General features: G+C 72.8%; 22 protein-coding genes. 14 read left to right on the top strand and 8 right to left on the bottom strand.

The window, feature by feature from the left end:
- Positions 1-12 precede the first annotated feature (12 nt).
- The 3 genes from ITJ40_RS15485 (at position 13) to ITJ40_RS15495 (ending at position 3,706) form a co-directional block, all read left to right on the top strand.
- Positions 13-1,605 carry a cellulase family glycosylhydrolase gene (locus tag ITJ40_RS15485; RefSeq protein WP_194667914.1) on the top strand — a complete coding sequence of 531 codons (1,593 nt, stop codon included), beginning with the start codon at positions 13-15 and terminating at the stop codon, positions 1,603-1,605.
- A 76-nt stretch (positions 1,606-1,681) separates the two neighbouring features.
- Positions 1,682-3,301, top strand: a complete 1,620-nt coding sequence (locus tag ITJ40_RS15490) for a methyltransferase (RefSeq protein WP_194667915.1) — start codon at positions 1,682-1,684, stop codon at positions 3,299-3,301.
- A 9-nt stretch (positions 3,302-3,310) separates the two neighbouring features.
- Positions 3,311-3,706 carry a DUF3054 domain-containing protein gene (locus ITJ40_RS15495; RefSeq protein ID WP_194667916.1) on the top strand — a complete coding sequence of 132 codons (396 nt, stop codon included), beginning with the start codon at positions 3,311-3,313 and terminating at the stop codon, positions 3,704-3,706.
- Between the two features lie 19 nt (positions 3,707-3,725).
- On the opposite strand, the gene ITJ40_RS15500 is transcribed toward ITJ40_RS15495, so the two are convergent.
- Positions 3,726-4,163, bottom strand: a complete 438-nt coding sequence (locus tag ITJ40_RS15500; RefSeq protein WP_194667917.1) for a pilus assembly protein CpaE — start codon at positions 4,161-4,163, stop codon at positions 3,726-3,728.
- Between the two features lie 118 nt (positions 4,164-4,281).
- Here ITJ40_RS15500 and ITJ40_RS15505 point away from each other — a divergent pair, with 118 nt between their 5' ends.
- The 5 genes from ITJ40_RS15505 to ITJ40_RS15525 all read left to right on the top strand — a co-directional run bounded on the left by ITJ40_RS15505 (position 4,282) and on the right by ITJ40_RS15525 (position 10,296).
- On the top strand, positions 4,282-5,283 hold the full coding sequence (locus ITJ40_RS15505; protein ID WP_194667918.1) for a LacI family DNA-binding transcriptional regulator: 1,002 nt from the start codon (positions 4,282-4,284) through the stop codon (positions 5,281-5,283).
- 102 nt (positions 5,284-5,385) lie between these two features.
- Entirely contained in the window at positions 5,386-6,735 is a 1,350-nt protein-coding gene (locus ITJ40_RS15510; RefSeq protein ID WP_194667919.1) for an extracellular solute-binding protein, read from the top strand.
- A 78-nt stretch (positions 6,736-6,813) separates the two neighbouring features.
- Complete coding sequence (locus tag ITJ40_RS15515) at positions 6,814-7,758, top strand: carbohydrate ABC transporter permease (protein WP_194667920.1); 945 nt, start codon at positions 6,814-6,816, stop codon at positions 7,756-7,758.
- Positions 7,755-8,675, top strand: a complete 921-nt coding sequence (locus ITJ40_RS15520; RefSeq protein WP_194667921.1) for a carbohydrate ABC transporter permease — start codon at positions 7,755-7,757, stop codon at positions 8,673-8,675. The genes ITJ40_RS15515 and ITJ40_RS15520 overlap by 4 nt, the downstream gene beginning before the upstream one ends.
- A gap of 82 nt (positions 8,676-8,757) precedes the next feature.
- A complete protein-coding gene (locus tag ITJ40_RS15525; protein WP_194667922.1) occupies positions 8,758-10,296 on the top strand; it encodes an alpha-N-arabinofuranosidase in 1,539 nt (512 codons plus the stop codon).
- Positions 10,297-10,366: 70 nt separating this feature from the next.
- Here ITJ40_RS15525 and ITJ40_RS15530 read toward each other — a convergent pair whose 3' ends face one another.
- A complete protein-coding gene (locus ITJ40_RS15530) occupies positions 10,367-12,007 on the bottom strand; it encodes a S1C family serine protease (RefSeq protein ID WP_228512613.1) in 1,641 nt (546 codons plus the stop codon).
- Between the two features lie 135 nt (positions 12,008-12,142).
- Between ITJ40_RS15530 and ITJ40_RS15535 the strand changes: the two genes are divergently transcribed.
- Positions 12,143-12,664: a hypothetical protein gene (locus tag ITJ40_RS15535; RefSeq protein WP_228512615.1), complete on the top strand. Its 522-nt coding sequence runs from the start codon at positions 12,143-12,145 to the stop codon at positions 12,662-12,664.
- 9 nt (positions 12,665-12,673) lie between these two features.
- On the top strand, positions 12,674-13,666 hold the full coding sequence (locus ITJ40_RS15540) for an aldo/keto reductase (RefSeq protein WP_194667924.1): 993 nt from the start codon (positions 12,674-12,676) through the stop codon (positions 13,664-13,666).
- Between the two features lie 66 nt (positions 13,667-13,732).
- On the opposite strand, the gene ITJ40_RS15545 is transcribed toward ITJ40_RS15540, so the two are convergent.
- On the bottom strand, positions 13,733-14,206 hold the full coding sequence (locus tag ITJ40_RS15545; protein WP_194667925.1) for a hypothetical protein: 474 nt from the start codon (positions 14,204-14,206) through the stop codon (positions 13,733-13,735).
- 97 nt (positions 14,207-14,303) lie between these two features.
- Positions 14,304-15,515 carry an MFS transporter gene (locus tag ITJ40_RS15550; protein ID WP_194667926.1) on the bottom strand — a complete coding sequence of 404 codons (1,212 nt, stop codon included), beginning with the start codon at positions 15,513-15,515 and terminating at the stop codon, positions 14,304-14,306.
- Between the two features lie 329 nt (positions 15,516-15,844).
- Between ITJ40_RS15550 and ITJ40_RS15555 the strand changes: the two genes are divergently transcribed.
- The 4 genes from ITJ40_RS15555 to ITJ40_RS15570 all read left to right on the top strand — a co-directional run bounded on the left by ITJ40_RS15555 (position 15,845) and on the right by ITJ40_RS15570 (position 21,035).
- Positions 15,845-18,349: a ribonucleoside-diphosphate reductase subunit alpha gene (locus ITJ40_RS15555; RefSeq protein ID WP_194667927.1), complete on the top strand. Its 2,505-nt coding sequence runs from the start codon at positions 15,845-15,847 to the stop codon at positions 18,347-18,349.
- Between the two features lie 153 nt (positions 18,350-18,502).
- Positions 18,503-19,498 carry a ribonucleotide-diphosphate reductase subunit beta gene (locus ITJ40_RS15560; protein WP_012039117.1) on the top strand — a complete coding sequence of 332 codons (996 nt, stop codon included), beginning with the start codon at positions 18,503-18,505 and terminating at the stop codon, positions 19,496-19,498.
- Between the two features lie 129 nt (positions 19,499-19,627).
- The gene (locus ITJ40_RS15565) at positions 19,628-20,161 is read left to right on the top strand and encodes a GNAT family N-acetyltransferase (RefSeq protein WP_194667928.1); all 534 of its coding nucleotides are present in this window, start codon (positions 19,628-19,630) and stop codon (positions 20,159-20,161) included.
- Positions 20,162-20,189: 28 nt separating this feature from the next.
- Positions 20,190-21,035 (top strand): sulfurtransferase, encoded by an 846-nt coding sequence (locus ITJ40_RS15570; protein ID WP_194667929.1) that lies wholly within the window; start codon positions 20,190-20,192, stop codon positions 21,033-21,035.
- Between the two features lie 33 nt (positions 21,036-21,068).
- On the opposite strand, the gene ITJ40_RS17490 is transcribed toward ITJ40_RS15570, so the two are convergent.
- From ITJ40_RS17490 to ITJ40_RS15590, 4 genes are read right to left on the bottom strand one after another with little or no spacing between them, the layout of a single operon-like run.
- The gene (locus tag ITJ40_RS17490) at positions 21,069-22,535 is read right to left on the bottom strand and encodes an ATP-binding cassette domain-containing protein (protein ID WP_194667930.1); all 1,467 of its coding nucleotides are present in this window, start codon (positions 22,533-22,535) and stop codon (positions 21,069-21,071) included.
- On the bottom strand, positions 22,532-23,356 hold the full coding sequence (locus ITJ40_RS15580) for an ABC transporter permease subunit (protein ID WP_194667931.1): 825 nt from the start codon (positions 23,354-23,356) through the stop codon (positions 22,532-22,534). The genes ITJ40_RS17490 and ITJ40_RS15580 overlap by 4 nt, the downstream gene beginning before the upstream one ends.
- Positions 23,353-24,327, bottom strand: coding sequence for an ABC transporter permease (locus tag ITJ40_RS15585; RefSeq protein WP_194667932.1), 975 nt, complete (start codon positions 24,325-24,327; stop codon positions 23,353-23,355). The genes ITJ40_RS15580 and ITJ40_RS15585 overlap by 4 nt, the downstream gene beginning before the upstream one ends.
- Positions 24,324-25,853 (bottom strand): ABC transporter substrate-binding protein, encoded by a 1,530-nt coding sequence (locus tag ITJ40_RS15590; RefSeq protein WP_194667933.1) that lies wholly within the window; start codon positions 25,851-25,853, stop codon positions 24,324-24,326. The genes ITJ40_RS15585 and ITJ40_RS15590 overlap by 4 nt, the downstream gene beginning before the upstream one ends.
- Between the last annotated feature and the right edge of the window lie 40 nt (positions 25,854-25,893).

Raw genomic sequence — 25,893 nt, forward strand, 5'->3', positions numbered from 1 at the left:
TAGCCTTCCCGCATGAAGACACGAAGAGGCCTCACCACAGCACTGCTCGGATTGCTCCTCCCGGTCGCGCTCGCGACAGCGGGAGCGTCAGCTGCCTCGGCCTCCGCAGCTGACCCGGGCTCCGCCTCGGCGCACCCCGCCGCGGCGTCGGCCGCATCCACCGCGTCCGGCTGGCTCCACACGGACGGCGGGAAGATCGTCGACTCCACCGGTTCCACGTACACGATCCGCGGCGCCGCCTGGTTCGGTCTCGAGTCGTCGGGCTGCGTGCTGCACGGGCTCGACAAGATCACCCTCGACAGCGGCATGAAGCACCTCCACGACATGGGCTTCACGACGGTGCGCATGCCGTTCGCGAACAGCTGCCTCCGGGCGTCGAGCGTCGCCGACGGGGGCACCACCGCCAATCCGGATCTGAAGGGCATCACCCCGCTGCAGCTCATGGACCGGGCGATCGCCTCCGCGAAGGCCAACGGCCTGAACGTGTTCCTCGACCAGCATCGCCCCACCACCGACGGCCAGTCCGAGCTGTGGTACACGAACGACCTCCCCGAGTCCCAGTGGATCTCCGACTGGAAGATGCTCGCGGACCGCTACAAGGACGACCCCACGGTCATCGGGGTCGACCTGCACAACGAGCCGCACGGCCAGGCGACGTGGGGCACCGGGGACATGGGCACCGACTGGCGGCTGGCCGCGGAGCGCGGCGGGAACGCGGTGCTGTCCGTCAACCCGAAGCTGCTCGTCATCGTCGAGGGCACCGAGAAGCAGCCCGACGGATCCGGCACGTGGTGGGGTGGTGCCCTCGGTGCCGCGGGCGACAAGCCGGTCGAGCTGAGCGTCCCGAACCGCGTGGTCTACTCGCCGCACGACTACCCCGCGAGCATCTACGCGCAGTCGTGGTTCAGCTCGCCGGACTACCCGAACAACCTGCCCGGCGTGTGGGACACCCACTGGGGCTACCTCGCGAAGAAGAACATCGCCCCGGTGCTGCTCGGCGAGTTCGGCACGAGGCTCGAGACCACCAGCGACAAGCAGTGGCTGACGACCCTCGTGTCGTACCTCACGACCACCGGGATCAGCTCGTCGTTCTGGTCGTTCAACCCCGACAGCGGTGACACCGGCGGGCTCGTGCAGAGCGACTGGGTCACGCCCGAGCAGGCGAAGCTCGACGCGATGGCGCCGATCCTCCACCCGGCTCAGGCGTCGGGTTCGGGTTCGGGTTCCGGATCGCAGCCGCAGCCGCAGCCGCAGCCGCAGCCCCAGCCGCAGCCGCAGCCGCAGCCCCAGCCGCAGCCCGGCACCTCGGCTGCGGTGACGGCGACGTGGCAGCCCGGCGGATCCTGGTCGTCCGGCTACGTGGCCGACATCGACGTCACCGCGAAGTCCGCGGTCGCGGGGTGGACCGTGTCGTGGGCGAGCCCGGGCACGACCTCGGTCGGCAACAGCTGGGGGATGCGCTGCGCCGTCGCCTCCGGCACCGTGACGTGCACGGGCGCCGACTGGGCCGGTGCGCTGTCCGCGGGTCAGACCGTGCACGTCGGCCTGCAGGCGGCGGGCGGCCCGGCGCCGTCCTCCCCGCAGCTCACGGTCACCAGCCGCTGAGCCGCATCCCGCATCCACGGCGCCGGTCGTCGGGCATCCGCCCGGCGGCCGGCGCCTCGCCGGTTAAGCTCGACCAATGCCCCGCCCCGCGATCCCGACCGTGACCGTCGCGACCCCCGAGGTGCGGGCGCTGCGGGCGGACCTCGAAGCGGCCCCGTTCACGCTCGCGTCGGCGCTCGACGTGTGGGGCGACGCCGCCGGCCAGGCGCTGCACCGCGGGAACCGGATCCCGGCCCGTCGCGCCGTCGCGGCCGCCCGCACGGCCCACGGGCTCCCCGCGGCCGCCGCGCTCGCGGCCCTGTTCGTACTCGGCGATCCCGTCGACGCGAGCGACCTCCGTGCCGCCCTGCCGACGCTGGGCCTCGACGGCGCCGTGCGGCTCGGCCTCGTGGAGGTCGCCGGCGACCGGGTGCGCCCGGCCGTCGACCTCCGCCCCTACGGCTTCATCGACGCGCACGGCGTCGGCGAGTGGTGGATCGCGTCCGACCTCGGCGAGCTCGCCACCGGCGGCGCCCTCGACGAGGACCACGTGCTCGGCGTCGGCGGCGCGTCGGCCACGCTCAGCGGCCTCATGATCTCCGCGCCCGTCGCCACCGCGCTCGACCTCGGGACCGGCTGCGGGATCCAGGCGCTGCACGCCTCCCGTCATGCGGACCGCGTCGTCGCGACCGACATCTCGGCGCGCGCCCTCGCCTTCGCGGCGCTGAACGCGGCGCTCAACGGGATCACGACCATCGAGCTGCGGCTCGGGAGCCTGTTCGAGCCGGTCGCGGGGGAGCGGTTCGACCAGATCGTCTCGAACCCGCCGTTCGTGATCACCCCGCGCGCGGAGGGCGTGCCGGCCTACGAGTACCGTGACGCGGGCCTCGTCGGCGACGCGCTCGTCGAGGGCGTCGTCTCCGACCTCGCCGACCACCTGACGCCCGGCGGCGTCGCGCAGCTGCTCGGCAACTGGGAGCACCGCGCCGGGGAGCCCGGCCTGGAGCGCGTCGCGGGCTGGCTCGACAGGGCGGCGGCGCGCACCGGATCCGGCCTCGACGCGTGGATCGTCGAGCGCGAGGTGCAGGACGCCGCGCTCTATGCCGAGACGTGGATCCGCGACGGCGGCACCCGCGCCGGCACCCCCGAGTCGGAGGCGCTCATGGGGGCCTGGCTCGACGACTTCGCCGCGCGCGGGGTCGACGGGGTCGGCTTCGGCTACCTCACCCTGCGCCGGCCGGCCGCGGGGACGCCGACGCTCCGCCGCATCGAACGGCTGCACGGCGGCCTCGGCCACAACCCGACCGGCCTCGGCGACCACCTCCGGGCCTCCCTCGCCGCGCACGATGCCCTCGCCGGCGTCGACGACCGCGTGCTCGCCGGGCTCGCGCTCGTGGTGGCGGGCGACGTCACGGAGGAGCGGCACTACTGGCCGGGCGACGAGGATCCCACGGTCATGACGCTCCGCCAGGGCGCGGGCTTCGGACGCGAGGTGCCGCTCGACACCGGGCTCGCGGCGCTCGTCGGCGCGTGCGACGGGGAGCTCGCGGTGGGCGCCATCGTCGACGCCGTCGCGCAGCTCACCGCGGTGGACGCGGATGACCTGCGCGCCGAGCTGCTGCCGAGGATCCGCGCGCTCGTCGCCGACGGGTTCCTGCTCCTGCCGGGTGCGACGACGGGGGACGCCCACGCCGACCGTCCAGCGCGCCACGCCTAGGATCGCCGGGTGACTCCCCGCACCTCCCGCCGCGCCGCCCGTCCCGAGATCGTCCGCGCCGTCGTCCTCGACGCCGCGCTCATCGTCGTCTTCGTCCTGATCGGCCGCGCGAGCCACGGCGAGGACCTCGCGCCGTCGGGCGTGCTCGGCACCGCGTGGCCGTTCCTCGCGGGTGGGCTCGTCGGCTGGATCGTGGCGCGGGCCTGGCGCAGCCCGTCGCGCGTCGTGCCCACCGGCCTCCTGGTGTGGGGCGTGACCGTGGTGGTCGGCATGGTGCTCCGCGCGCTCAGTGGCGAGGGCGTCGTGGTGCCGTTCGTCATCACGACCGCGATCATCCTGGGGCTCCTGATGCTCGGCTGGCGCGCGATCTCCGCCGTCGTCGTCCGCCGGCGCGTGCGGGCCTGAGCCCGCCGGCCGGTCCGCCTCAGACGCCGGGCGTCGTCGGTGCCGCCGCCTCCATCACGGCGATGAGCGCCTTCGCGTAGGCCTCCTCGGCCTCGAGATCCCGGTGCTCGCCCTCCTCGCCGTCGATCACGACGAGCACCACGTGCGCACCGTCCTCCGCGCCGCCGATCTCGCGCCGCAGCGACCGGAAGGCGCCGCCGAGCAGCGCCCGGAGCTGGTCCTCGCGCGGCAGCCACAGGCTGTCCTCGAGCGCCACGGAGTCGAGCGCCCACTCCGTCGTGCCGTTGAAGCCGAGGACGGTGCCGGTCGCGTGCTCGTGCGCCTCGATCGTGAGCTCGCTGATGGTGAAGACGTCGGACTCGAAGCCCTGGCCGCGGATCCGGAACCGGTCGCCGGGCTCGGGGCTCCACTCGAGGCCGAGCTCCAGGAGGGTCGTGGCATGCGCGGTGGAGATCATCCGTGCAGTATGCCGGGCGCTCCCGGGCGTCACCTCCGCGGGCGGGGGAATGCGTGTGCATTAGATTCGGGGCACCGCCTGCGGCAGACGCCGCCGCCGGTCGGATACGGGGAGGACCATGCGCGCGACAGTGAAGGACGTCGCCGCACGTGCCGCCGTCTCCCCGAAGACCGTGTCGAACGTGATCACCGGCCGCGTCGCCGTGAGCCCCGCGACCCGCGAGCGGGTCGAGCGTGCTGTCGCCGAGCTCGACTACGTGCCGAACCTCTCCGCGCGCGGTCTCCGCAACGGACGCACGGGCGTCATCGCCGTCGCGCTGCCGGATCTCGGCACCGCGTACTCCGCGGAGCTCGCGCACCACCTGGTGGAGGTCGCGCACGAGGCCGGCTACAGCATCCAGGTCGAGGAGACGGGCTCGCGGCCCGACCGCGAGCGCGACCTCATGTCCCGGGCGCGCGAGCACCTCGTCGACGGCCTGATCCTCAACCCCGTGCTGCTCTCGCGGAGCGCCATCGCGCGCGCCGAGTCGCTGCCGCCCGTCGTGGTGATCGGCGAGGTCGAGCAGGAGATCGTCGACCGGGTGCTCGTCGACAGCGTCCGGGCGGCGTACGACATGACGCGGTTCCTCCTCGGCACGGGAGCGCGCCGCATCGCCGCGGTCGGCACCGCCACCCGCGAGGAGTCCGCGGCCGGCGATCTCCGCCGCATCGGCTACCTGCGCGCGATGGAGGAGGCGGGCGAGGCGCCCGTCGAGATCGACCGCACGGGCTGGAACAGCGCGTCCGGGGCGGAGGCCGTCGACGCCTGGCTGACCGACGGCAACCCGGTGCCCGACGCCCTGTTCTGCTTCACCGACGGACTCGCGTTCGGCGCGCTGCGCGCGCTCGCCGACCACGGCATCCGCGTCCCCGAGGACATCCAGGTCGCGGGCTTCGACGACGTCGACCAGTCGCGCTTCTCGATCCCCACCCTCACCAGCGTGCACTTCGACATCCGCGCCTACGCGGAGGCGGCCGTCGGCCAGCTCGTGCGCCGGATCGAGGAGCGCGACGGGCCGCCCGTGCAGATCGTGATCCCGCACCGCATCGTGGTCCGCGGCAGCACGCGCCCGTCCTCCTGACCGGACCTGCCGCTCCGCGAACGCGCGGCGGATCGCCGGGCAGAAACGTTGCGCTGCGCATTACAACGATGTAATGATCGCTGCATCACAAAGGAGTGGTCAATGGATCCTGTTACGGGAAAGGCCGGGGGACGCCCCTCGGCATGGTCGAGGCGTCAGGTCCTCCTGGGCGGAGCGGCGGCCCTGGGCGGCGCGTTCCTGGTCGGGGGGCTGGCCGGCTGCGCACCCCAGGTGGCGTCGGCCGGCGGCATCGTCGACCTGAAGTACTGGCACCTGCTGTCCGGCGGCGACGGCATCCGCATGACGGAGATGGTGAAGGAGGCGAACGACTCCGGCGGCGGGTTCGACGTCACGGCCACCGTCCTCGCCTGGGGCCAGCCGTACTACACGAAGCTCGCCATGGCGTCGGTCGGCGGACGCGCGCCCGACGTCGCCATCATGCACGCGGCCCGCGTGCCCGGCTTCGCGCCCGGCGGCCTGCTCGACGCCTGGGACACCGACAAGCTCGCCGAGCTCGGCGTCAGCCAGGCCGACTTCGAGCCGCGGGTGTGGGACAAGGGCGTCGTGGACGGGAAGCTGTACTCCATCGCCCTCGACAGCCACCCGTTCATCCTCATGTACAACACGGACATCGCGGCCCAGGCGGGCGTCCTCGGCGGTGACGGCCGGCTCGAGGAGATCACGTCGCCCGACCGGTTCCTCGAGGTCATGCGGGCGATGCAGGCCGTCACCGGCGAGCACGCCCTCAGCTACGGGTACCTCGGCGACGGCGCCCAGATGTGGCGCCTCTTCTACACGTTCTACAAGCAGATGGGCGGCGACATGGAGCTGCCCACGGGCGGCCAGGTCGTCTACGACCGCGACAAGGCCGTCGCGTCGCTCGAGTACATCCAGACCCTGCTCGACGGCACGATCGCCACCGCGAGCGGCGACGCGGGCACCGCGATCGCCGAGTTCGCGGGCGCCAAGAGCGGCGCGATCGTCACGGGCGTGTGGGAGCTCCCCACCTTCCAGAAGGCGAAGGTGCCGTTCGACGCGATGCCCATCCCGAACCTGTTCGGGACGCCCGCGACCTTCGCGGACTCGCACGCGTTCGTGCTCCCCCACCAGAGCTCGCCGGATCCGGTCAAGCGCGAGAGGACCTACGCCTTCGTCACGGACCTCCTGAAGAACTCGCTCCAGTGGGCGGGCGCCGGGCACATCCCAGCCTACAAGCCGGTCGTCGACAGTCCCGAGTACGCGCAGCTCCTGCCGCAGGCGCACTACGCGAACGCGGCCGAGCAGATCGAGTACGACCCGGTGGCGTACTTCACCGGCTCCGGCTCCGACTTCCAGACCTACTTCGCCGAGAACGTGCAGAACGTGTTCCTCGGGCGCCAGGAGGCGGGCGAGGGCCTCGACGCCTTCATCCGGCAGATCGACGCGCTGCTCGCCAAGCCCAACCCCCTGTAGGGCCCGACCGGCCTCGCGGTCGCCGCCCGTGCGCGGCGTCGCACCCCTCTTCCAGCGAAACGACGAAGGAGTCCACTCGTGACGACAGCAGCACCACCCACCCCGGTCGCCCTCGCGGCCGGGTCCCCGTCCCCGCGGCCCGCCGCGGGCAGCCCGAAGGTGCGGGCCAAGGAGCAATCCATGGGGATGCTCTTCATCGCCCCGTTCCTCATCACCTTCCTGGTGTTCCTGGTCTGGCCGGTGCTCTACGGCTTCTACCAGAGCCTCACCGGGCAGAGCCTCACCGGCGCCAACAGCGAGCTCATCGGCTTCGCGAACTACGCCGAGGCCTTCGGCGACTCGCAGATGTGGCGCTCGCTCGGCAACACCGTGGTGTTCACGATCGCGAGCACCATCCCGCTGCTCGTCGTCGGCCTCGTGCTCGCGCTCCTCGTGAACCTCGGGCTCCCGGGCCAGTGGCTCTGGCGGCTCGCGTTCTTCCTCCCGTTCCTGCTCGCCTCCACGGTGGTGTCGCTGTTCTGGCTGTGGATGTACAACCCGCAGCTCGGCGTCATCAACGCGATCGCCGGCGCGTTCGGCCTCCCGCAACCCGCGTGGCTGCAGGACCCCTCCTTCGCCATGACGAGCGTCGTCGTCACCACGGTGTGGTGGACGGTCGGGTTCAACTTCCTCATCTACCTGGCGGCGCTGCAGAACATCCCCGACCAGCAGTACGAGGCGGCCGCGCTCGACGGCGCGGGGAAGTGGCGGCAGCTGTTCTCCATCACGATCCCGCAGCTCGCCCCGACCACCGCGCTCCTCGCGATCCTGCAGGTGCTCGCGTCGCTCAAGGTCTTCGACCAGATCTACCAGATGACCCAGGGCGGCCCGGGCGGATCGACCCGGCCCATCGTCCAGTACGTCTTCGAGACCGGGTTCACCGGCTTCCGCTTCGGCTACTCGGCCGCCATCTCGTACATCTTCTTCGCCCTGATCGTCGTGATCTCGGTCATCCAGTTCACCGCGACACGGAGGAAGTCATGACCACCGCCACCCGTCCCGCCTTCTCCTCCGGCACGCTCGCCCGGAGGCCCGCGACCAGCGTCGCCGCCCGCCAGGGCCGCACGGGCACGCCGCGGTTCCAGCCGTCGCGCATCGCCGCGCTCCTGATCCTCATCGTGCTCGCCGCCGCGTGGCTGCTGCCGATCCTGTGGGCGGTGCTCACCTCGTTCAAGTCGGAGACGGACGCCGCGGCGTTCCCGGTCACCGTCTTCCCGGCGGGCGGCTTCACGCTCGACGCGTACGCATCGGTGCTCAACGGCGGCACGATCCCGCTGTGGACCTGGAACAGCCTGCTCACGAGCACGGTGATCACGGTCGTGGCGGTCGTGTTCTCGGCGCTCGCCGGCTACGCGCTCAGCCGCATCGACTTCCGCGGCCGGAAGGTGCTGATGGGGGCGATCGTGGCGTCGATCATCGTCCCGCCGCAGATCCTCATCGTCCCGCTCTTCTACCAGATGCTCTCGTTCAACCTGGTGGACACCCTCTGGGCCGTGATCCTGCCGCAGATCGTGCATCCGGCCATGGTGTTCATCCTGAAGGCGTTCTTCGACCAGATCCCGATCGAGCTGGAGGACGCCGCGCGCGTCGACGGCGCGGGACGCGTGCGCGTGTTCCTGCAGATCGTGATGCCGCTGTCGCGCCCCATCCTCTCGGCGGTCGCGATCTTCATCTTCATCGGCGCGTGGAACAACTTCCTCTGGCCCTTCATCGCCACGAACGACGCCACGCTCATGACCCTGCCGGTCGGCCTGCAGACGGTGAAGAACGCCTACGGGATCCAGTACGCGCAGAACATGGCCTCGGCCGTGCTCGCCGCGCTGCCGCTGATCCTGGTGTTCCTCTTCTTCCAGCGCCAGATCATCAAGGGCATCTCGACGACCGGGTTCGGCGGGCAGTGACCCGCGCAGCTCCCGCGACCGACCGATCCACCCACCCCGCCCGGGACGCACGCGCCTGGGCCCCACGACCTGGAGGACGCCCATGACCCGCGCCCGCATCACCATCGACCGCGACTTCACCGTCGGCGACGTGCCCCGTCGGCTCTTCGGCTCGTTCGTCGAGCACATGGGCCGCTGCGTCTACAGCGGCATCTACGAGCCGGGCCATCCGACCGCGACGCCGGAGGGCTACCGGCAGGACGTGCTCGACCTCACGAAGGAGCTCGGCGCCACCGTCGTCCGGTACCCCGGCGGCAACTTCGTCTCCGGCTACGACTGGGAGGACGGCGTGGGTCCCGTCGAGGACCGGCCGCGACGGCTCGACGGCGCGTGGCACACCGTGGAGACCAACGCGTTCGGCCTGCACGAGTTCGTGGGCTGGTCGAAGGCGGCCGGAGTCGAGGTGATGGAGGCCATCAACCTGGGCACGCGCGGCGTCGACGCGGCGCGCTCGCTCGTGGAGTACGCGAACCACCCCGGCGGATCGAAGTACTCCGACCTGCGCCGGAGGAACGGCGCCGAGGAGCCCTTCGACATCAAGCTCTGGTGCCTCGGCAACGAGATGGACGGGCCGTGGCAGATCGGGCACAAGACCGCGGACGAGTACGGCCGCCTCGCGCAGGAGGCGGGCAAGGCCATGCGGCTGGTGGATCCGCGCATCGAGCTGGTCGCGTGCGGCAGCTCCAACTCGGGCATGCCGACGTTCGGCCAGTGGGAGCAGACCGTGCTCGGCCACACCTACGACGTCGTCGACTACGTCTCCCTGCACGCCTACTACCAGGAGCACGAGGGCGATGTGCGGAGCTTCCTCGCGAGCGCGGTCGACATGGACTTCTTCATCGAGTCCGTGGTGGCGACCGCGGACGCGACCGGCGCGCGCCTCAAGAACCGCAAGCGCATCGACCTCTCGTTCGACGAGTGGAACGTCTGGTACCAGCGCGGGCTCGACGGCTATGACCAGCCGCACCGCATCGAGAAGGCGGGATGGCGCGAGCACCCGCGGGTGATCGAGGACGAGTACAGCGTCACCGACGCGGTGGTCGTGGGCACGCTCCTCAACTCGCTGCTGCGGCACGGCGACCGGGTGAAGATCGCGAACCAGGCGCAGCTCGTGAACGTGATCGCGCCGATCCGCAGCGAGGAGGGCGGGCCCGCGTGGCGGCAGTCGATCTTCTGGCCGTTCGCCCGGATGGCGCAGCTCGCGACGGGCCGCATCCTGCGGGTCGAGGTCGACAGCGACCGCTACGACAACGACCGGTTCGGCACCGCCGACGTGGTCGACGTGAGCGCGACGTGGGACGAGGACGCGGGCACCGTGTCGCTCTTCCTCGCCAACCGCGGGCTCGAGGAGGACGCGTCGACCGAGGTCGCGCTGCGCGGGCTCGACGCCGGCCGGATCCTCCGCGCCGAGGTCCTGCGCGTGCCCGACGGCGGCGACCGGCACGCGAGCAACACGCTCGAGACCGGCGAGCAGGTCGGCCTCGTGCCGCTCGACGGCGTCCACGCGGAGGGCGGGCGCCTGACGCTCACGCTCCCGGCGCTGTCCTGGGCGGTCGTGGTGCTGGACGTGACCCGGAGCTGACGCCCGCCGCACGACGACGGCCCGCCCCGCGCGATGCGGGACGGGCCGTCGTCGTCGTGAGGGGAGCGGATCAGCTCACGGGGCCCTCGGTGAGGGTGACGGTGCCGGTCTTCTGGGCGCCGGCCGCGGTGGTCCAGCCGAGCTTCACCGACTCGCCGGGCTTGTGCGCGGAGATCGCGGTGCTGAGCTCGGACGCCGAGGCGACGGCCTTCCCGTCGACCGAGGTGACGACGTCGCCCTGGCCGATGCCCGCCTTCGCGGCACCGGATCCGTCGACGACGCCCTGCACGGGCGCGCCCGCCACGGTGCCTGCGCCGTTCGCGAGCAGCACGCCGAGGAACGCCGGGTAGCCGATCTTCACGGTGCCGGACTCCGTGCCGCTCTCGATCTGCTTCGCGATGGACACGGCCTTGTCGATCGGGATGGCGAACCCGGCGATCTGCTCGGAGCCCGAGGAGGCTGCGGTGTCGATGCCGACGACCCCGCCCTGCGCGTCCACGAGCGGCCCGCCGGAGTCGCCGGAGACGATCGCCGCGTCCGTCTGGATCAGATCGGTGAGCGTCTCGCCCGCGGCCGTGCCCTCGGACTGGGTGGTGATGGTCTGGCCGAGCGCGGTGACCTGGCCGGTCGCGGCGGTGAGCGTGCCCGTGCCGCCCGCGTTGCCGACGCCCGTGACGGCCTCGCCGACCTGGGCGCCGTCCGTGTCGAGCTTCGCCGGCGTGAGGCCCGACGCGCCCTCGAGCTTCAGTACCGCGACGTCGTTCGTGGCGTCGGTGCCGACGACCTTCCCGACGTAGGCCTTGCCGGTCGACTCGACCGTGACGCGGATGCTGGTGGCGCCGCTGACGACGTGGTTGTTGGTGAGGATCGTGCCGTCGGACGACAGGATGATGCCCGTGCCGGCCCCCGCCGCGTTCTCGTAGGTGAGCGCGGAGTCGATGGTGACGACCCCGGCCTTCTGCGCCGTCGTCGCCTCGGGGGAGGTGACGGACGTGCCCCTCCCGGTGCCGGACGGCGCGCCGGATCCCGACCCCGAGCCGCTTCCGGATCCCTGCCCGGGCAGCGTGGTCGTGCCGCGGCCGAAGCCCTGGCCGGGCGTGAAGGAGCCCGGGTCCTGGATCTGGGTGCCCCCGGCCTGCGAGCTCGAGCGGCCGAGGTCGGCCATGAAGCCCACCGCGGTGCCGCTGCCGAAGGAGAGGAGGAGCGCGAGGGCGGACGCCCCGGCGATGAGGCCCGTGCGGAGGCCGCGGCGCATGCGCTTCGGGGGCATCGGGTTGCCGGCCGCGTCGACGGCGAGGGGGCGTCCGAACGCGTCGGTCGCGGGAGCGGGCCACGGCGATCCGGCGGGGTGGCCGCCCGCGGGGTGCTGCTGCGCGGTGGGCTGCTGCGCGGCGGGCGCGCCGGCGCCGACCGCGGGGCCCGCGGCGGCGTACGCGGCGGTCGGGGCGGTCCAGGATGCGGGGGCGGCGGGGGCGGCGGGTGCGTGGGGAGTGGCGGGTGCGTGGGGAGTGGCGGGCGCCGCGGGTGCCGCGGGGCCGTCGGTGGCGGGCCCGGCGGGCGCCGGCCAGGCGGGCTGCCCGGTCGCGGGCGAGCCGTCACCCGCGACGGGCGCAGCGGCGGCGACGGCCGGGGTGGCATCGTCGGTGGGGCGGGTGGCGTCGATGGGGGCCTCGTCCGGACGTCCGGTCGGCTCCTGGGGTGTCTCGTTCATGACGGGTCCTTCGTGTCTCGGCTGGCCCGTTGGGGGCCATGAGGAGATCACACCCGGCGACCCTATGAGCACCCCATGACGGGCACGAGCGTCCGCCATGCATCCTGGGCCCCGCCCGGGCGTACCCTGAGCGGCATGACGCGGAGGTCGGACGGGGACGGGGAGCCGGCCGGCGTGGATCCCCGCTTCGATCCGGCGTTCCAGCGGGCTGCGTCACCGGGGCCGAGTCCGCGGACGGATCCGGTTCCGGTTCCCGGCATCGGCGCCGACGTCCCGGCCGCGCCGGCCGGGGAGGGGGATCCCCCGCCGCAGCCGATGCCGTCCGTCGGGCCGCGCGACCGGCCGACCGACGGTCCCGCCCTCGCCGCCTGGCTTGCCCCGGTGCTCTGGATCCTCGCCGTCGCCTTCCCCGCCGCGGGGCTCGGCCTGCGCGCGCTCGCCGCCGGGATCACGACCTCGATGCCGTACTCCAGCTTCGGCGATCCGCTGGGGGAGCGCTGGCTCCTCGAGCTGGTGCCCCTGCTCGTGACCCTGGCGCCGGGCGTCGTCGCGGGCGGCCCGATGGCCGTGATCGCCGCGCTCGCCGTGCACGCCCTGCGTCGCCGCCCATCCGGCTCCGACTCCGGCGACCCCGGAGTCGACCGCCCCCGCGCGTAGGCTCGACGCATGGAGCAGAGAAGCCTCGGCAGGACCCATCGGAACGTCTCGGTCATCGGACTCGGGACCTGGCAGCTCGGCGGGGACTGGGGTGACGTCGCCGAGGACGACGCACTCGCCGTGCTCGACGCCGCGGCCGACGCCGGCATCACCTTCTTCGACACGGCCGACGTCTACGGCGACGGCCGCAGCGAGACCATCATCGGCTCCTGGCTGCGCGCGCACCCCGACGCCGGCGTCACGGTCGCCACGAAGATGGGCCGCCGCGACGCGCAGGACCCCGCGAACTTCACCCTCGACCGCTTCCGCGAGTGGACCGACCGCTCGCGCCGGAACCTCGGCGTCGAGACCCTCGACCTCGTCCAGCTGCACTGCCCGCCCACGCCCGTCTTCTCGAGCGACCGCGTCTACGACGCCCTCGACGAGCTCGTCGCCGACGGCGCGATCGCGTCCTACGGCGTCAGCGTCGAGACGACCGACGAGGCCCTCCTCGCCATCGCGCGCCCCGGCGTCGCGAGCGTGCAGATCATCCTCAACGCGTTCCGCCTCAAGCCGCTCGACCGCGTGCTGCCGGCCGCCGTGGAGGCGGGCGTCGGGATCATCGCGAGCGTGCCGCTCGCGTCCGGGCTCCTCAGCGGCCGCTACACCGCGGACACCACCTTCGCCGAGACCGACCACCGCACCTTCAACCGGGGCGGGGCGGCGTTCGACGTGGGGGAGACGTTCTCGGGCGTCGACTACGACGACGGCGTCGCCGCGGCCCGCGAGTTCGCGGCCGCCGCGCACGAGGCCGCGCCCGACCTCACACCCGCGCAGGTCGCGCTCGCCTGGATCGTGCAGCGCGAGGGCGTCTCCACGGTGATCCCCGGGGCCCGCAACGCGGAGCAGGCCCAGGCGAACGCCCGCGCGGGCGACGCCCCCGCGCTCGGCGAGGTCTTCGAGCGCCAGGTGGCGGACGTGTACGACCGGTACTTCCGCGCCGCGGTCCACCCGCGCTGGTAGTCCCACCTGGACGTGCGACGGCCCCGGTCAGCGATGCTGACCGGGGCCGTCGTCCGCGCGGATGCGCTACTGCAGCGCGTCGCAGGCGCTCGAGAGACTCGTCCGCAGGTCATCGGGCAACGGCTTGCCCACCTGCGTGGCCAGCTGGTCCGCGCCGGAGCTGATCTGCTGCGCGTACTGCTCTGCGTTGGGCACGCCGCTGTCCTTCGCCTGGGCGGCGAGGTCCCGGTACGCCTGTACGTCCGACTCCTCGACGGAGTCCTTGTCCTTCAGGCCGCACGTGAAGTCACGGACCTTCGCGAGCGTCGCGGCATCGGTTCCGGGGGCTGCGGCGTCGCCGGAGCCGGCGTCGCCCTCTGTGGTCGCCTCGGGCGTGGGGCTCGCGGCCTCGGCGGAAGCGGAGGCAGACGGCGCGGGTGTCGCGGCGTCGTCGGCGGCCGGCGAGCTGCACCCGGCGAGCGCGAGGCCGAGCACGAGGCCCAGCCCGGCGATCCCGACGCGCAGGCGGCGCGTGGTCAGAGGGGTCTGCGGAGAGGTCATGCCCTCACACTATCCAGCGCAGCGGGCCGTTTTTCCACGGGGGCGGAGACTCTGGGGCGCGGATGCGGCGGCGCGTCTGGGGCGCGAGGCCTGCGCGTCAGGTCATGACCGGGACGGGCTCCGTGTCGGGGATGGGTCCCGCGTCGCGGCCGCGGAGATCCGGGCTGTGCCGGTGGAAGACGACGGCGATGGCCGAGCCGACCGCCAGCAGCGCCGCCGCCACGACGAAGGCGCCCTGCGCGCCCTGCCCGTCGATGACGAAGCCGGCCGCGGCCGAGCCGAGCGCGGCGCCGATGAGCTGCCCGGTGCCGACCCAGCCGTAGGCCTCGGCGGTGTCGCTGAAGCGCACCGAGGAGGAGACGACCGCGAAGAGCACCGCGAGGGCCGGCGCGATGCCGACGCCCGCCAGGAAGAGGAACACCGACAGCCAGACGACGTTCATCGAGACGGCGGCGATGGCGGTGCCGGCGAGGATGATCGCCATCCGCCGGGCCATGGCCCACGGGCTGATGGGGATGTGGCCGAGGGCGAGCCCGCCGATGAGCGAGCCGACCGCGAAGATCGCGAGGACGAAGCCCGCCTCGGGGCCGCCGTGCCCGAACACGGCGACGACGCCCGCCTCGATGGCCGCGCACGCCGCGATGAGCAGGAACCCGACGACGGTGCTGAGCAGCACGGGCGGGCGCCCGAGGACCACGCCGAACCGGCGCTTGCTGCGCGGGATGCGGACCCGGCCGAGCTCGGGGGAGGAGATGAACCACGCGCCGCCGCCGACGAGGAAGGCGGCCGCCACGAGGATCCCGGCGCTCGTGTCCACCTGGATCGCGAGGAACGTGGCGATGACCGGGCCGAGCACCCAGATGATCTCCTGCGCCGACGCGTCGAGGGAGAACAGGGGCGTGAGCTGCTTGGAGTTGACCATCTTCGGGTAGATGGTGCGGACCGCCGGCTGCACGGGCGGGTTGGCGAGGCCGGCCACCAGGCCGAGCCCCATGAACGCGAGGACGGACGTGCTCGCGTCGCCGAGGGCCACCGCGACCACCGCGACCGTGCACACGGCCGAGGTGAGGATGAGGACCGGGCGCATGCCCCAGACGCCCATCCACCGGCTCGTGAGGGGGCCGGCGACCGCCTGGCCGATGCTCGTCGCGGCGAGCACGAGGCCGGCGGCGCCGTACGACTCGTGGATCCGCTCGACGTGCATCAGGAACGCCAGCGAGAGCATGCCTCCCGGGAAGCGCGCCACGAGCTGGGCGGCGATGATCCGGCCCACGCCGCGGGTCTTGAGGAGGCTTCCGTACGTGCTCACGAGGGTCAGATCATACCGGCCGGGAGGCCTCCTCCCGCAGCCCCGGGCGCCACCGGACAGCGATGTCGGGGGCGCTCCGTAGCGTGGGGGCTTGTGCACAAGTCCGCGGACTTGTCCACATTCTGTGGATGACACGCCCACTAGATGTGGTGGCTAGGCGATCGCCGTTACCCGCCATATAGTGGCTGTCAGCCGACAGCCGCTATATGACGGGTTCACGGCGCTGGCATTTCAGCGGACCGGAATCAGCACGTCATCGGCTCTATGAACCAGGGCGCACAGCCCCTCCCAGAGGCATGGGCCTCGAGACCGCAAGGAGCAGATGCAGAGTGTCGATCACGGTAGTCAAGAGGGACGGCTCGAAGGAGCCGTACGACGCGAACAGGATCAACCTCGCCATCGAGGACGCGACGCAGGGCCTCGACGAGAACATCGGCTGGGTCACGCAGATCGCCTCCGAGCTGGAGATCACCCTCTTCGACGGGATCACCACGCAGCAGCTGGATGAGGCCGTCATCCAGGTCGCGCTCCAGAACGTGAAGGACGACCCGGCGTTCGACACCGTCGCCGCGCGCCTCCTCCTCAAGACCATCTACAAGCGCGTCCTCGGCGACTACTCCTCGCCCGAGGAGCTCAAGCGCCTCCACGCGGAGCACTTCGCCCGCAACATCCAGCGCGGCGTCGACGAGATGCTCCTCGACTCCCGCCTCGTGCAGCTGTTCGACCTGGAGCGCCTCGCCCAGGCCTTGGAGCCGGCGCACGACGAGCTGCTCAAGTACATCGGCGTCGTCACGCTGAACAACCGCTACGGCATCAAGGGACGCAACGGCGACGCCCTCGAGGTGCCCCAGTACTTCTGGATGCGCATCGCGATGGGCCTCACGCTCAACGAGCAGAACCCGACCGAGACGGCCATCGCCTTCTACGAGAAGATGTCGAAGCTCGAGTACCTCGCTGCCGGCTCCACCCTCGTCAACGCGGGCACCATCTACCCCCAGCTCGCGAACTGCTTCGTCATGGAGATGCAGGACGACATCGAGCACATCGCGAAGACCACGCGCGACGTCATGTGGCTCACCAAGGGCACGGGCGGCATCGGCCTCTCCGTCTCCAAGCTGCGCGCGCAGGGCTCGCCCATCCGCTCGAACAACACCACATCCACGGGCCCGATCCCGTTCATGCACACCATCGACTCGGTGCTCCGCGCGGTCAGCCGCGGCGGCAAGAAGTTCGGCGCCCTCTGCTTCTACATGGAGAACTGGCACCTCGACTTCCCCGAGTTCCTCGACCTGCGCCAGAACTCGGGCGACCCGTACCGCCGCACCCGCACCGCCAACACGGCCGTGTGGATCAGCGACGAGTTCATGAAGCGCGTGCAGAACGACGACGACTGGTACCTCTTCGACCCGCTGGAGGTCGCCGACCTCAACGAGCTCTACGGCAAGGCCTTCTCGGAGCGCTACGCGTTCTACGTCGGCGAGGCCGAGGCCGGGCGCATCCGCATGTTCAAGCGCATCAAGGCGCGCGAGCAGTTCAAGGCGATCCTCATCTCGCTCCAGACCACCAGCCACCCGTGGCTGACCTGGAAGGACACGATCAACAACCGCGCCCTGAACAACAACACGGGCACGATCCACCTCTCGAACCTCTGCACCGAGATCACGCTGCCGCAGGACGAGGACAACGTCTCCGTCTGCAACCTGGCGTCGATCAACCTGTCGCAGCACTTCGCCGACGGGAAGATCGACTTCGCCAAGATCGAGCAGAGCGCGCGCCTCGCGGTGCGCCAGCTCGACAACCTCATCGACATCACGCGCTCCAGCGTGAAGGAGGCGGACTTCTCCAACCAGCAGAACCGCGCGGTGGGCCTCGGCGTCATGGGCTTCACCGACGTCGTGGAGAAGCTTGGGCTTTCGTACGAGTCGGAGGAGTCGTACGACCTCATCGACGAGATCATGGAGCACGTCTCCTACGCGGCCATCGACGAGTCGGCCGATCTGGCGAAGGAGCGCGGCGCGTACCCGAACTTCGAGGGCTCGCGCTGGTCGGAGGGCCTCGTGCCGCTCGACTCGATCGCGCTCATGGAGGCCGACCGCGGCGTGCCCGTCAAGGTCAACCGCACCACGCGCCTCGACTGGGACGCGCTCCGCGCCAAGGTCAAGGGCGGGATGCGCAACGCGACGCTCATGGCGATCGCGCCCACCGCGTCCATCGGCCTCGTCGCCGGCACCACGCCCGGCCTCGACCCGCAGTTCTCGCAGATCTTCAGCCGCTCCACCTCCTCGGGCAAGTTCCTCGAGGTCAACCGGAACCTGGTGAAGGACCTGCAGGAGCTCGGCCTCTGGGAGACGGTGCGCGAGAACATCCTCCGCAGCCAGGGCGACATCCAGAACATCGCCGCCATCCCGGACTCGGTCAAGGCCACGTACCGCACGAGCTTCCAGCTCTCGCCGTACGCGTTCCTCGAGGTCGCGGCGCGTGCGCAGAAGTGGATCGACCAGGCCATCAGCCGCAACATGTACCTCGAGACGCGCGACCTCGGCGACATGATGGACATCTACTTCGCCGGCTGGGAGCGCGGGGTCAAGACCACGTACTACCTGCACATGAAGCCGCGCCACACGGCCGAGCAGTCGACCGTCAAGGTCGACAAGTCGCAGGACGCCGACGGCACCAAGCGCAAGGGCTTCGGCGGATTCGGCGGCGGCGCTCCCGCGGCCGTGCCCGCGTCGGCCGCTCCCGCATCCACCGCGACCGCGGACGCCCCGGCGCCGCAGTCCGCTCCCGCGCCCCGCAAGGGCTTCGGCTTCGGCGGAGTGGGAGGTGCACGCTGATGAACGACGACACGTTCGGCGACTACGTCGTCCCCATGGACCCCATGGACGAGCTCCAGTGCGACTCCTGCCAGTAGGCAGGACCGCCGTCGCGGTGAACGCAGCCGCCCCCACCCGCACGACCCGTAACGCAGCGCGAAAGTAGAGACACCAATGTCGAAGATCCTCGGCACGGGAATCCAGGAGGGCCTCCTCCTCAAGCCCGTCAACTACCAGTGGGCCATGGACCTGTACGACCAGGCCGTCGCCAACACGTGGTTCCCCAACGAGATCCAGCTCGGCGAGGACATCGCGGATTTCAAGAAGATGACGGACGAGGAGCGCCACGCGATCACGTTCCTCATGAGCTACTTCAACCCGAACGAGCTCCTGGTGAACAAGGCGCTCGCGTTCGGCGTCTACCCCTACATCAACGCGCCGGAGTGCCACCTCTACCTGGCGAAGCAGATGTGGGAGGAGGCGAACCACTGCATGTCGTTCGAGTACGTCCTGGAGACGTTCCCGATCGACCGCGAGGCCGCGTACAACTCCCACGTCGACATCCCGTCGATGGCGCGCAAGGAGGAGTTCGAGGTCAAGTTCATCAAGCGCATGACCGAGCAGACCCTCGACATCACCACCACCGAGGGTAAGAAGGACTTCGTCCGGAACCTCGTCGCGTACAACGTGATCCTCGAGGGCATCTGGTTCTACTCGGGCTTCATGGTGTCGCTGTCGTTCCGCCAGCGGAACCTGCTGCGCAACTTCGGCTCGCTCATGGACTGGATCGTGCGCGACGAGTCGCTGCACCTCAAGTTCGGGATCAACCTCATCCTCACGGTGCTCGAGGAGAACCCCGACCTGCAGACGGAGGAGTTCGCCGCCGAGATCAAGCAGATGATCCTCGACGCCGTCGAGATGGAGGAGCAGTACAACCGCGACCTCCTGCCGAACGGCATCCTCGGGCTCAACGCGAACTACATCAACCAGTACGTGAAGTACCTGGCCGACCGCCGCCTCGAGGAGCTCGGCTTCGAGGCCGAGTACAAGGTCTCCAACCCGGCGAAGTGGATGGCGACGGCGAACGACACGCTGCAGCTCGTCAACTTCTTCGAGTCGACCAACACGTCGTACGAGTCGAACGCGTCGGCCACCGTCGGCGCCAAGTAGGACCGCGCGCCGCGGGAGACCGCGGCACCGCACCACCGACGACGCCCGTGCCGCGCATCCACCCGGATGCCGGTGCGGGCGTCGTCATGCTCGCGCCGGCACCGGCCGGGACGGACAGGGAGAGGGAGCATGACCGAGCAGCAGACCGAGGCGCGGCACGTCGCGCGCGACGGACGGGTCTACCGCACCGAGGTGGTCGGCTGGGATGACCCGCGCGGGGCACGGATCCGCGCGGCCATGGAAGCCGAGATGGACGTGCGGTACGAGGGGCGCCATGCGGACGACCCCGACTGGCCCGCGAAGGCGGCGGTGGCGTTCGCGTTCGACCCGGCCGACGTGGAGGCCGTCGTGCTGCTCGTCCTCGACGGCGACGACCGGGACGCGGCGGCGCACGGCGTCATCCGGCACCTCGGCGACGAGCTCGAGCTGAAGAAGGTCGTCGTGGATCCGGCGCACCGCGGCACGGGCCTCTCCCGCGTGCTCATGGCGGAGCTGGAGCGCGTGGCGAGGGAACGCGGCGCGCGTCGGCTGATCCTGCAGACGGGCGACCGGCAGCCCGACGCGATCCAGCTCTACGCGACCGCGGGGTGGCTGCCCATCGACGTGTATCCGCCGTACATCCCGGTCACGAACTCGGTGTGCTTCGAGAAGCCGTTGCGCTGATCCGGCCCGGCGCTGCGAGCATGGGGCGATGGAGATCCTCATCACGCCCGCCGAGCTCGACCATGCCCTGCGCACCCGCGACGACGTGCGCGTGCTCGACGTCCGGTGGTCGCTCGGCGGCCCTCCCGGCCGGCCGCTGCACGAGGCCGCGCACATCCCCGGTGCCGTGTACGCCGACCTCGACACCGAGCTGTCGCGACACGGCGCTCCCGAGGAGGGTCGGCACCCGCTGCCCGCGACGGCCGACCTCGAGCGGGCGGCGCGCGCCTGGGGGATCCGGCAGGGCGACACGGTCGTCGTGCACGACGGGGGAGGCAACACGGCGGCCGCGCGCGCGTGGTGGCTGCTGCGGGACGCGGGGATCCGGGACGTGCGGATCCTCGACGGCGCGCTGCCCGCCTGGGTCGCAGCGGGGCTGCCGCTGGCGACGGGATCCGTCGTGCCCGAGCGGGGCGACGTGACGCTCACCCGCGGCGCTCTGCCCATCCTCGACGAGGACGCCGCCGCCGAGATCGCGCGCACGGGGACGCTCCTCGACGCGCGCGCGGGGGAGCGGTACCGCGGCGAGGTAGAGCCCGTGGATCCCCGGGCCGGCCACATCCCGGGCGCCGTGAGCGCGCCGACGGCCGGGAACATAGACGCGGACGGCGCCTTCCTCCCGGCCGACGTCCTCCGGGCGAGGTACGCCGCCCTCGGGATCCGGCCGGGTGACGCCGTCGGCGTCTACTGCGGCTCGGGCGTCACGGCCGCGCACGAGATCGCGGCGCTCGCCATCGCGGGCATCGACGCGGCGCTGTACCCGGGATCCTGGTCGGCGTGGGCGAACCGGCCGGAGCTGCCCGCGGCGACGGGGGCGGCGCCGGGCCGCGACTGACGACCCCGCCAGCAGACCCCGCCAGCAGACCCGTCAGCCGAGCCGGCCGTCGGCGAGCGTGAGCACCCGATCGGCGCGATCGGCCGCCCTCGCGCTGTGCGTGATGAGCAGGATCGCGACCCCCGTGCGCGTGCGCGCCTCGTCGAGGGCGTCGAGCGCCATCCGTTCGGCGGCGGCGTCGAGGGACGCGGTGATCTCGTCGCACACCAGCAGCGCCGGTGCGGCGGCCATCGCCCGGGCGATCGCGACGCGCTGGCGCTGACCGCCGCTCAGCTCGTGCGGCCGGCGTTCGAGGAGGCGCGGATCCAGCCCGAAGCGCGCCAGCAGCTCGGCGGGATCGGCGGCCGGGCACCCCCGGCGGACGGCGGCGCGACCCGCTCGCCCGATGGTCGCGCGGACCGTCTCGCCCGGGTGCAGCGCGGCGCGCGAATCCTGGAGCACCAGCCCCACGAGCGGCTTCTCGGACCGGGAGCGGTCGTCGCCCGCCCACGGGATGCGGGTGCCCGCCAGGTCGAGCGCGCCGCGCTCGGGCACGAGGAGGCCGGCGACCGCCCGGCCGATGCTCGTCTTCCCGGACCCGGATCGGCCGCGGAGGGCGAGGATCCCGCCGGGCGGGATGCGGAAGGACGCCGCATCGACCACCGCGTGCGCGCCGAAGCGGATGCGGAGATCCGAGACCTCCACGACGGGTGCGACCGGCCGGGCGAGGTCCATTCCGGCGGGCGGGACCGGTGCGGCCGCGCGCGCCTCGGCGGTCACCGGACCGCGGGCGCGCGGAGGCGGCGCGGCGGTCGGCGCCGGGCCGGGTCCCCCCGCCCCGTCGCGCAGGGTGACGACGCGTGCGCCGGTGCGCGCGAGCACGTCGGGCGCATGGCTCGCGAGGACGACGGCCGGGAGCCACGGGAGGCGGGCGACGTGCCGCGCGACCAGGTCGGCGGTCTCGGCGTCCAGGGCGCTCGTCGGCTCGTCGAGGAGGACCACCGCGGGACGGCCGGCGAGGAGCGCCGCCAGGATCACGCGCTGCGCCTGGCCGCCGGAGAGCTCGGATCCGCGGCGACCCAGCAGCGCGGGGTCGAGGTGCGCGTCGCGCGCGGCCTCGAGCGCGAGCCGGCCCAGGTCCGCGCGGCCGGGGCGGACGGCGGACCGCCGAGCCGCCTGGCGGATGTGATGGAGCGCGGTGCGCGCGGGATCGAGGGCGCTCGCGGGATCCTGCGGCACGTGCCGGACGACCCGTCCGCGGAGGAGGCGGCGGCCGGCCTCGGTGAGGGGATCCACGCCGTGGACGCGGACGCTCCCCGCGACGACCCGGGTCCCGGGGGAGAGGTGCCCGACGAGCGCGTGCAGGAGGGTCGACTTGCCGCTGCCGGACGGCCCGGACAGCCCGACGACCTCGCCGGACGCGACGCGGAGGTCGATCCGGTCGAGGAGCGTCGGCGCGGTGCCGCTCGCGTCGGCCGCGCCGCGGATCACGAGGCCGCTGACCTCGATGGCGGGGCTCACCGGCCTGCCTCCCGTCGCCGGCCGGACGCGTCCACCGCGAGCGTGACGCCGAGCGAGACCGCCACCAGGAGGCCCGCAGGCACGAGGGTCGCGAGCGGGTTCGCGCGGATGCCGACCACGTCCTCCCGGACCATCCGCCCCCAATCGGCCGCGGGCGCGCTCGCGCCGATGCCGAGGAACCCGGCCGCCGCGGCGAGCTGGAGCGCGGCGATGAAGCGGAGGCCCGCGTCCGCCAGGGCGACGGATCGGATGCCGGGGAGGATGTCGTGCCGCAGCCGGCTGCCGAGCCCGTCGCCGCGCGCGCGGGCGATGACGACGTGGTCGGCCGCCGCGACGATGCGCGTCTGCTGCCGGATGACGCGCACGGAGAAGGGGGCGCTCACGAGGGCGATGGCGGCGACGATCACCGCGGGCTGGCCCGGGGCGCCCGCGGCGAGCACGAGCAGGACCAGCAGCGCGGGCAGGGCGGCGACGGCGTCGACGACGCGTACCGCCGCGGCGGCCAGGCGGGACGGGCGGAGTCCCGCCCAGATCCCGAGCGCGAGCCCCGCGGCGCTCGCGACCAGGGTCGCGGCGACGGCCTCGAGCACGAGTCCGCGACCCCCCGCCGCGACGCGCGCGAGCAGGTCGCGTCCGAGCAGCTCCGTGCCGAGCGGGTGCGCGGCGTCCGGGGCCGCGAACGGGCGGCCCACGACCTCGTCCGGCGGGCCGAGCGGCAGGAGCGGTCCGAGCAGGGCGGCGGCGACGACGCCCGCGGCGAGGGTCAGGGCGAGCATCCGGAACCCGGCACGGGCGCGGGGGCCGAGGGGGGCGTCGCTCATCCGCGGACCGACTCGGCGCCCCGGCGGCGTCGGAGGAGGGCGGCGCCGATGTCGCCCGCCAGCAGGATGGCGAGGGCCGTGCCGCCGAGCGTCAGCGCGACCGCCTGCACCACGGGCAGGTCCCGCGCGGACACGGCGCGCGTGAGCTCCAGGCCGATGCCCGGGACGCCGAGCAGCGTCTCCACGACGATCCCGCCGCCGAGCAGCCCGGCGGCCACCAGCGCGAGCGACTGCAGGGCCGGAGCCGCCGCGTTCGGGAGGACGTGGACGAGCGCGAGGCGGAGACCGCGGATCCCGTTGATGCGCGCGTGCTCGATGAACGGCGCGCGCATCACGTCGACGACGGCCGCGCGCAGCATCCGCGCGGCCGGGCCCGCCCCGGCGAGGGCGAGCGTCGCGACCGGCAGCACGAGCGCCTCCGGGTGCTGCCACGCGGCATCGCCCAGCGGGAGGAGCGCGACGGCCGGGAGCACCGGCACGAGCGAGGTGAACAGCACGAGGAGCGCGACGGCCACGAGGAAGTCCGGGGTCGCCATCATCACCACCGTGAGGGAGGTGAGCGCCCGGTCGGCCGCGCTGTCCTCCCGCATGCCCGACGCGAGGCCGAGGCCGGTCGCGGCCACGGCGATCACCGCGACCGCGAGCGCCGTGATCGTCAGCGTGTCGGCGAGGCGCGCGACGAGGAGCGGGGCGATCTCGCGTCCGGAGACGAGGGATCGGCCGAGGTCGCCGTGCAGGGCGCCGGCGGCCCAGGCCAGGTACCTCTCCGCCACGGGGCGGTCGAGGCCCAGGTCCGTGCGCAGGGCGTCGCGCTCCGCCGCGGTCGCGCCGCTGCCCGCGAGGGCGCCCGCGGCGTCGCCGGGCAGCGCGGACGCGCTCGCGAACACGACGACCGAGAGCGCGACGAGGGTCACGAGCGCGGCGCCGCAGCGCCCGGCGATCCACCGGCCGAGCGGCGCCGCGGAGCTCACCTGGCCGCGACCGTCGCCCGCGACAGGTCGGGGAACTGCAGCTCGCGGACGCCGCCGACCCCGTCGGACTGCGCGCTGATCGAGGGCACGAACACCGGCGCGATCGTGTAGCCCTTCGCCCAGATGATCTGCTGCGCCTGGTGCGACGCGGCGAGCCGGGCCTCCGGGGTGGCGGCGCTGCGGGCCTCGGCGACGAGCGCGTCCGCCTCGGGGAGCGCTCCGGGCACGTGGTTCGGCTCGAAGAGCGCCGGCGGCGTGTACCCGGCCGCGAACGGCAGCTTCTGGTACGCGGCGTAGTCGGCGTAGAGCTGGCCGGCCGGCAGCTCGGAGAGGGTCGCGTCGACGCCGATCGCGCGGAGGTCCTGCACGATCAGGGTCGCGGTCTCGACCATGCCGGGCAGCTCGGGGCCCGCCGTGAGCGTCACGGCCATGCCGCTCTGTCCGGCCTCGGCGAGCAGCGCCTTCGCCCGATCCGGGTCGTGCTCGCGCACGGGCAGCGTCGTGTCGTAGCTCGGGAAGCCGAGCCCGGGGACGTCGTCACCCGCGAACGCGTGGCCGAAGTAGACGGTGTCGACGATCTGCTGGCGGTCGATCGCGAGCTTGAACGCCTCCCGCACGCGCTCGTCGGCGAAGGGGGCGAAGGACGGGTTCATCAGGAACTGCAGGGAGGAGGCGTACGGCAGCTCGCTCGTGGAGACGGTGATCCCCTGCGCTCCCGTGAGCTCCTGCGCCTGCGCCGGGGCGAGCCCGCTCGCGTAGTCGACCTGGCCCTGGCGCAGCGCGTCCTCGCGGGCGGTCGGGTCGGAGATGGACAGCAGCTCGATGGAGTCGAGCGTCGGTCCGGTGCCGAGGGCGGTGCCGTAGAAGGTCGGGTTGCGGGTGAGGACCGTGCTCTGGCCGGGCTCGAATCCGCTGATGGTGAACGGCCCCGAGGACGGCGTCGTCTCGGTGAACTCCGTGGTGCCGTCCTTGATGGCGAGCATGCTCTGGCAGATGAGCTGGCGCCCGTCGGCGACCGGGTGCCGCGTCGGCAGCGTGACGGTGAGGTCATCGACGGCCGTGGCGGCGTCGACGTCGAGGTCGCGCGCGACGATCTGCGTGAAGGGCAGGCCGTGCAGCAGCCCGGGGGCGCGGAGCGAGTAGATGACGTCCGCGGCGGTGAGCGTGGATCCGTCGGTGAACGGCACGTCGGGCCGCACGTGCAGCGTGTACGAGGAGAGGTCGGGGCTCACGTCGATGGAGGAGAGGGCGCCGTAGGAGACGCCGTCGGCCGCCGACGCGTCGATCTCGCAGAAGGGCGCGTGGACCAGCCGCGCGCGCACGTAGTCGAGCGCGGTCGGGCCGACCAGGTAGTCGAGGGTCTCGGCCGCGCCGCCGCCGGGGAAGGCCGCGCGGAGCGTGCCGCCGGTCGCGGCGGCGTCCGCGGTGGCGGGCGCGGACGGCGCGCAGCCGGACGCTCCCGCCGTGATCGCGAGGGCGAGCAGAGCCGCGGTGATCGCGGGATGCCTCCTGGGGAGCGTGGTCATGGGATCCTCCGTGCAGCTGCGTGGGGATCCGCGCGACGGC

The organism is Clavibacter sp. VKM Ac-2872, assembly GCF_015351105.1.
In the GTDB taxonomy this organism is placed as follows: domain Bacteria; phylum Actinomycetota; class Actinomycetes; order Actinomycetales; family Microbacteriaceae; genus Clavibacter.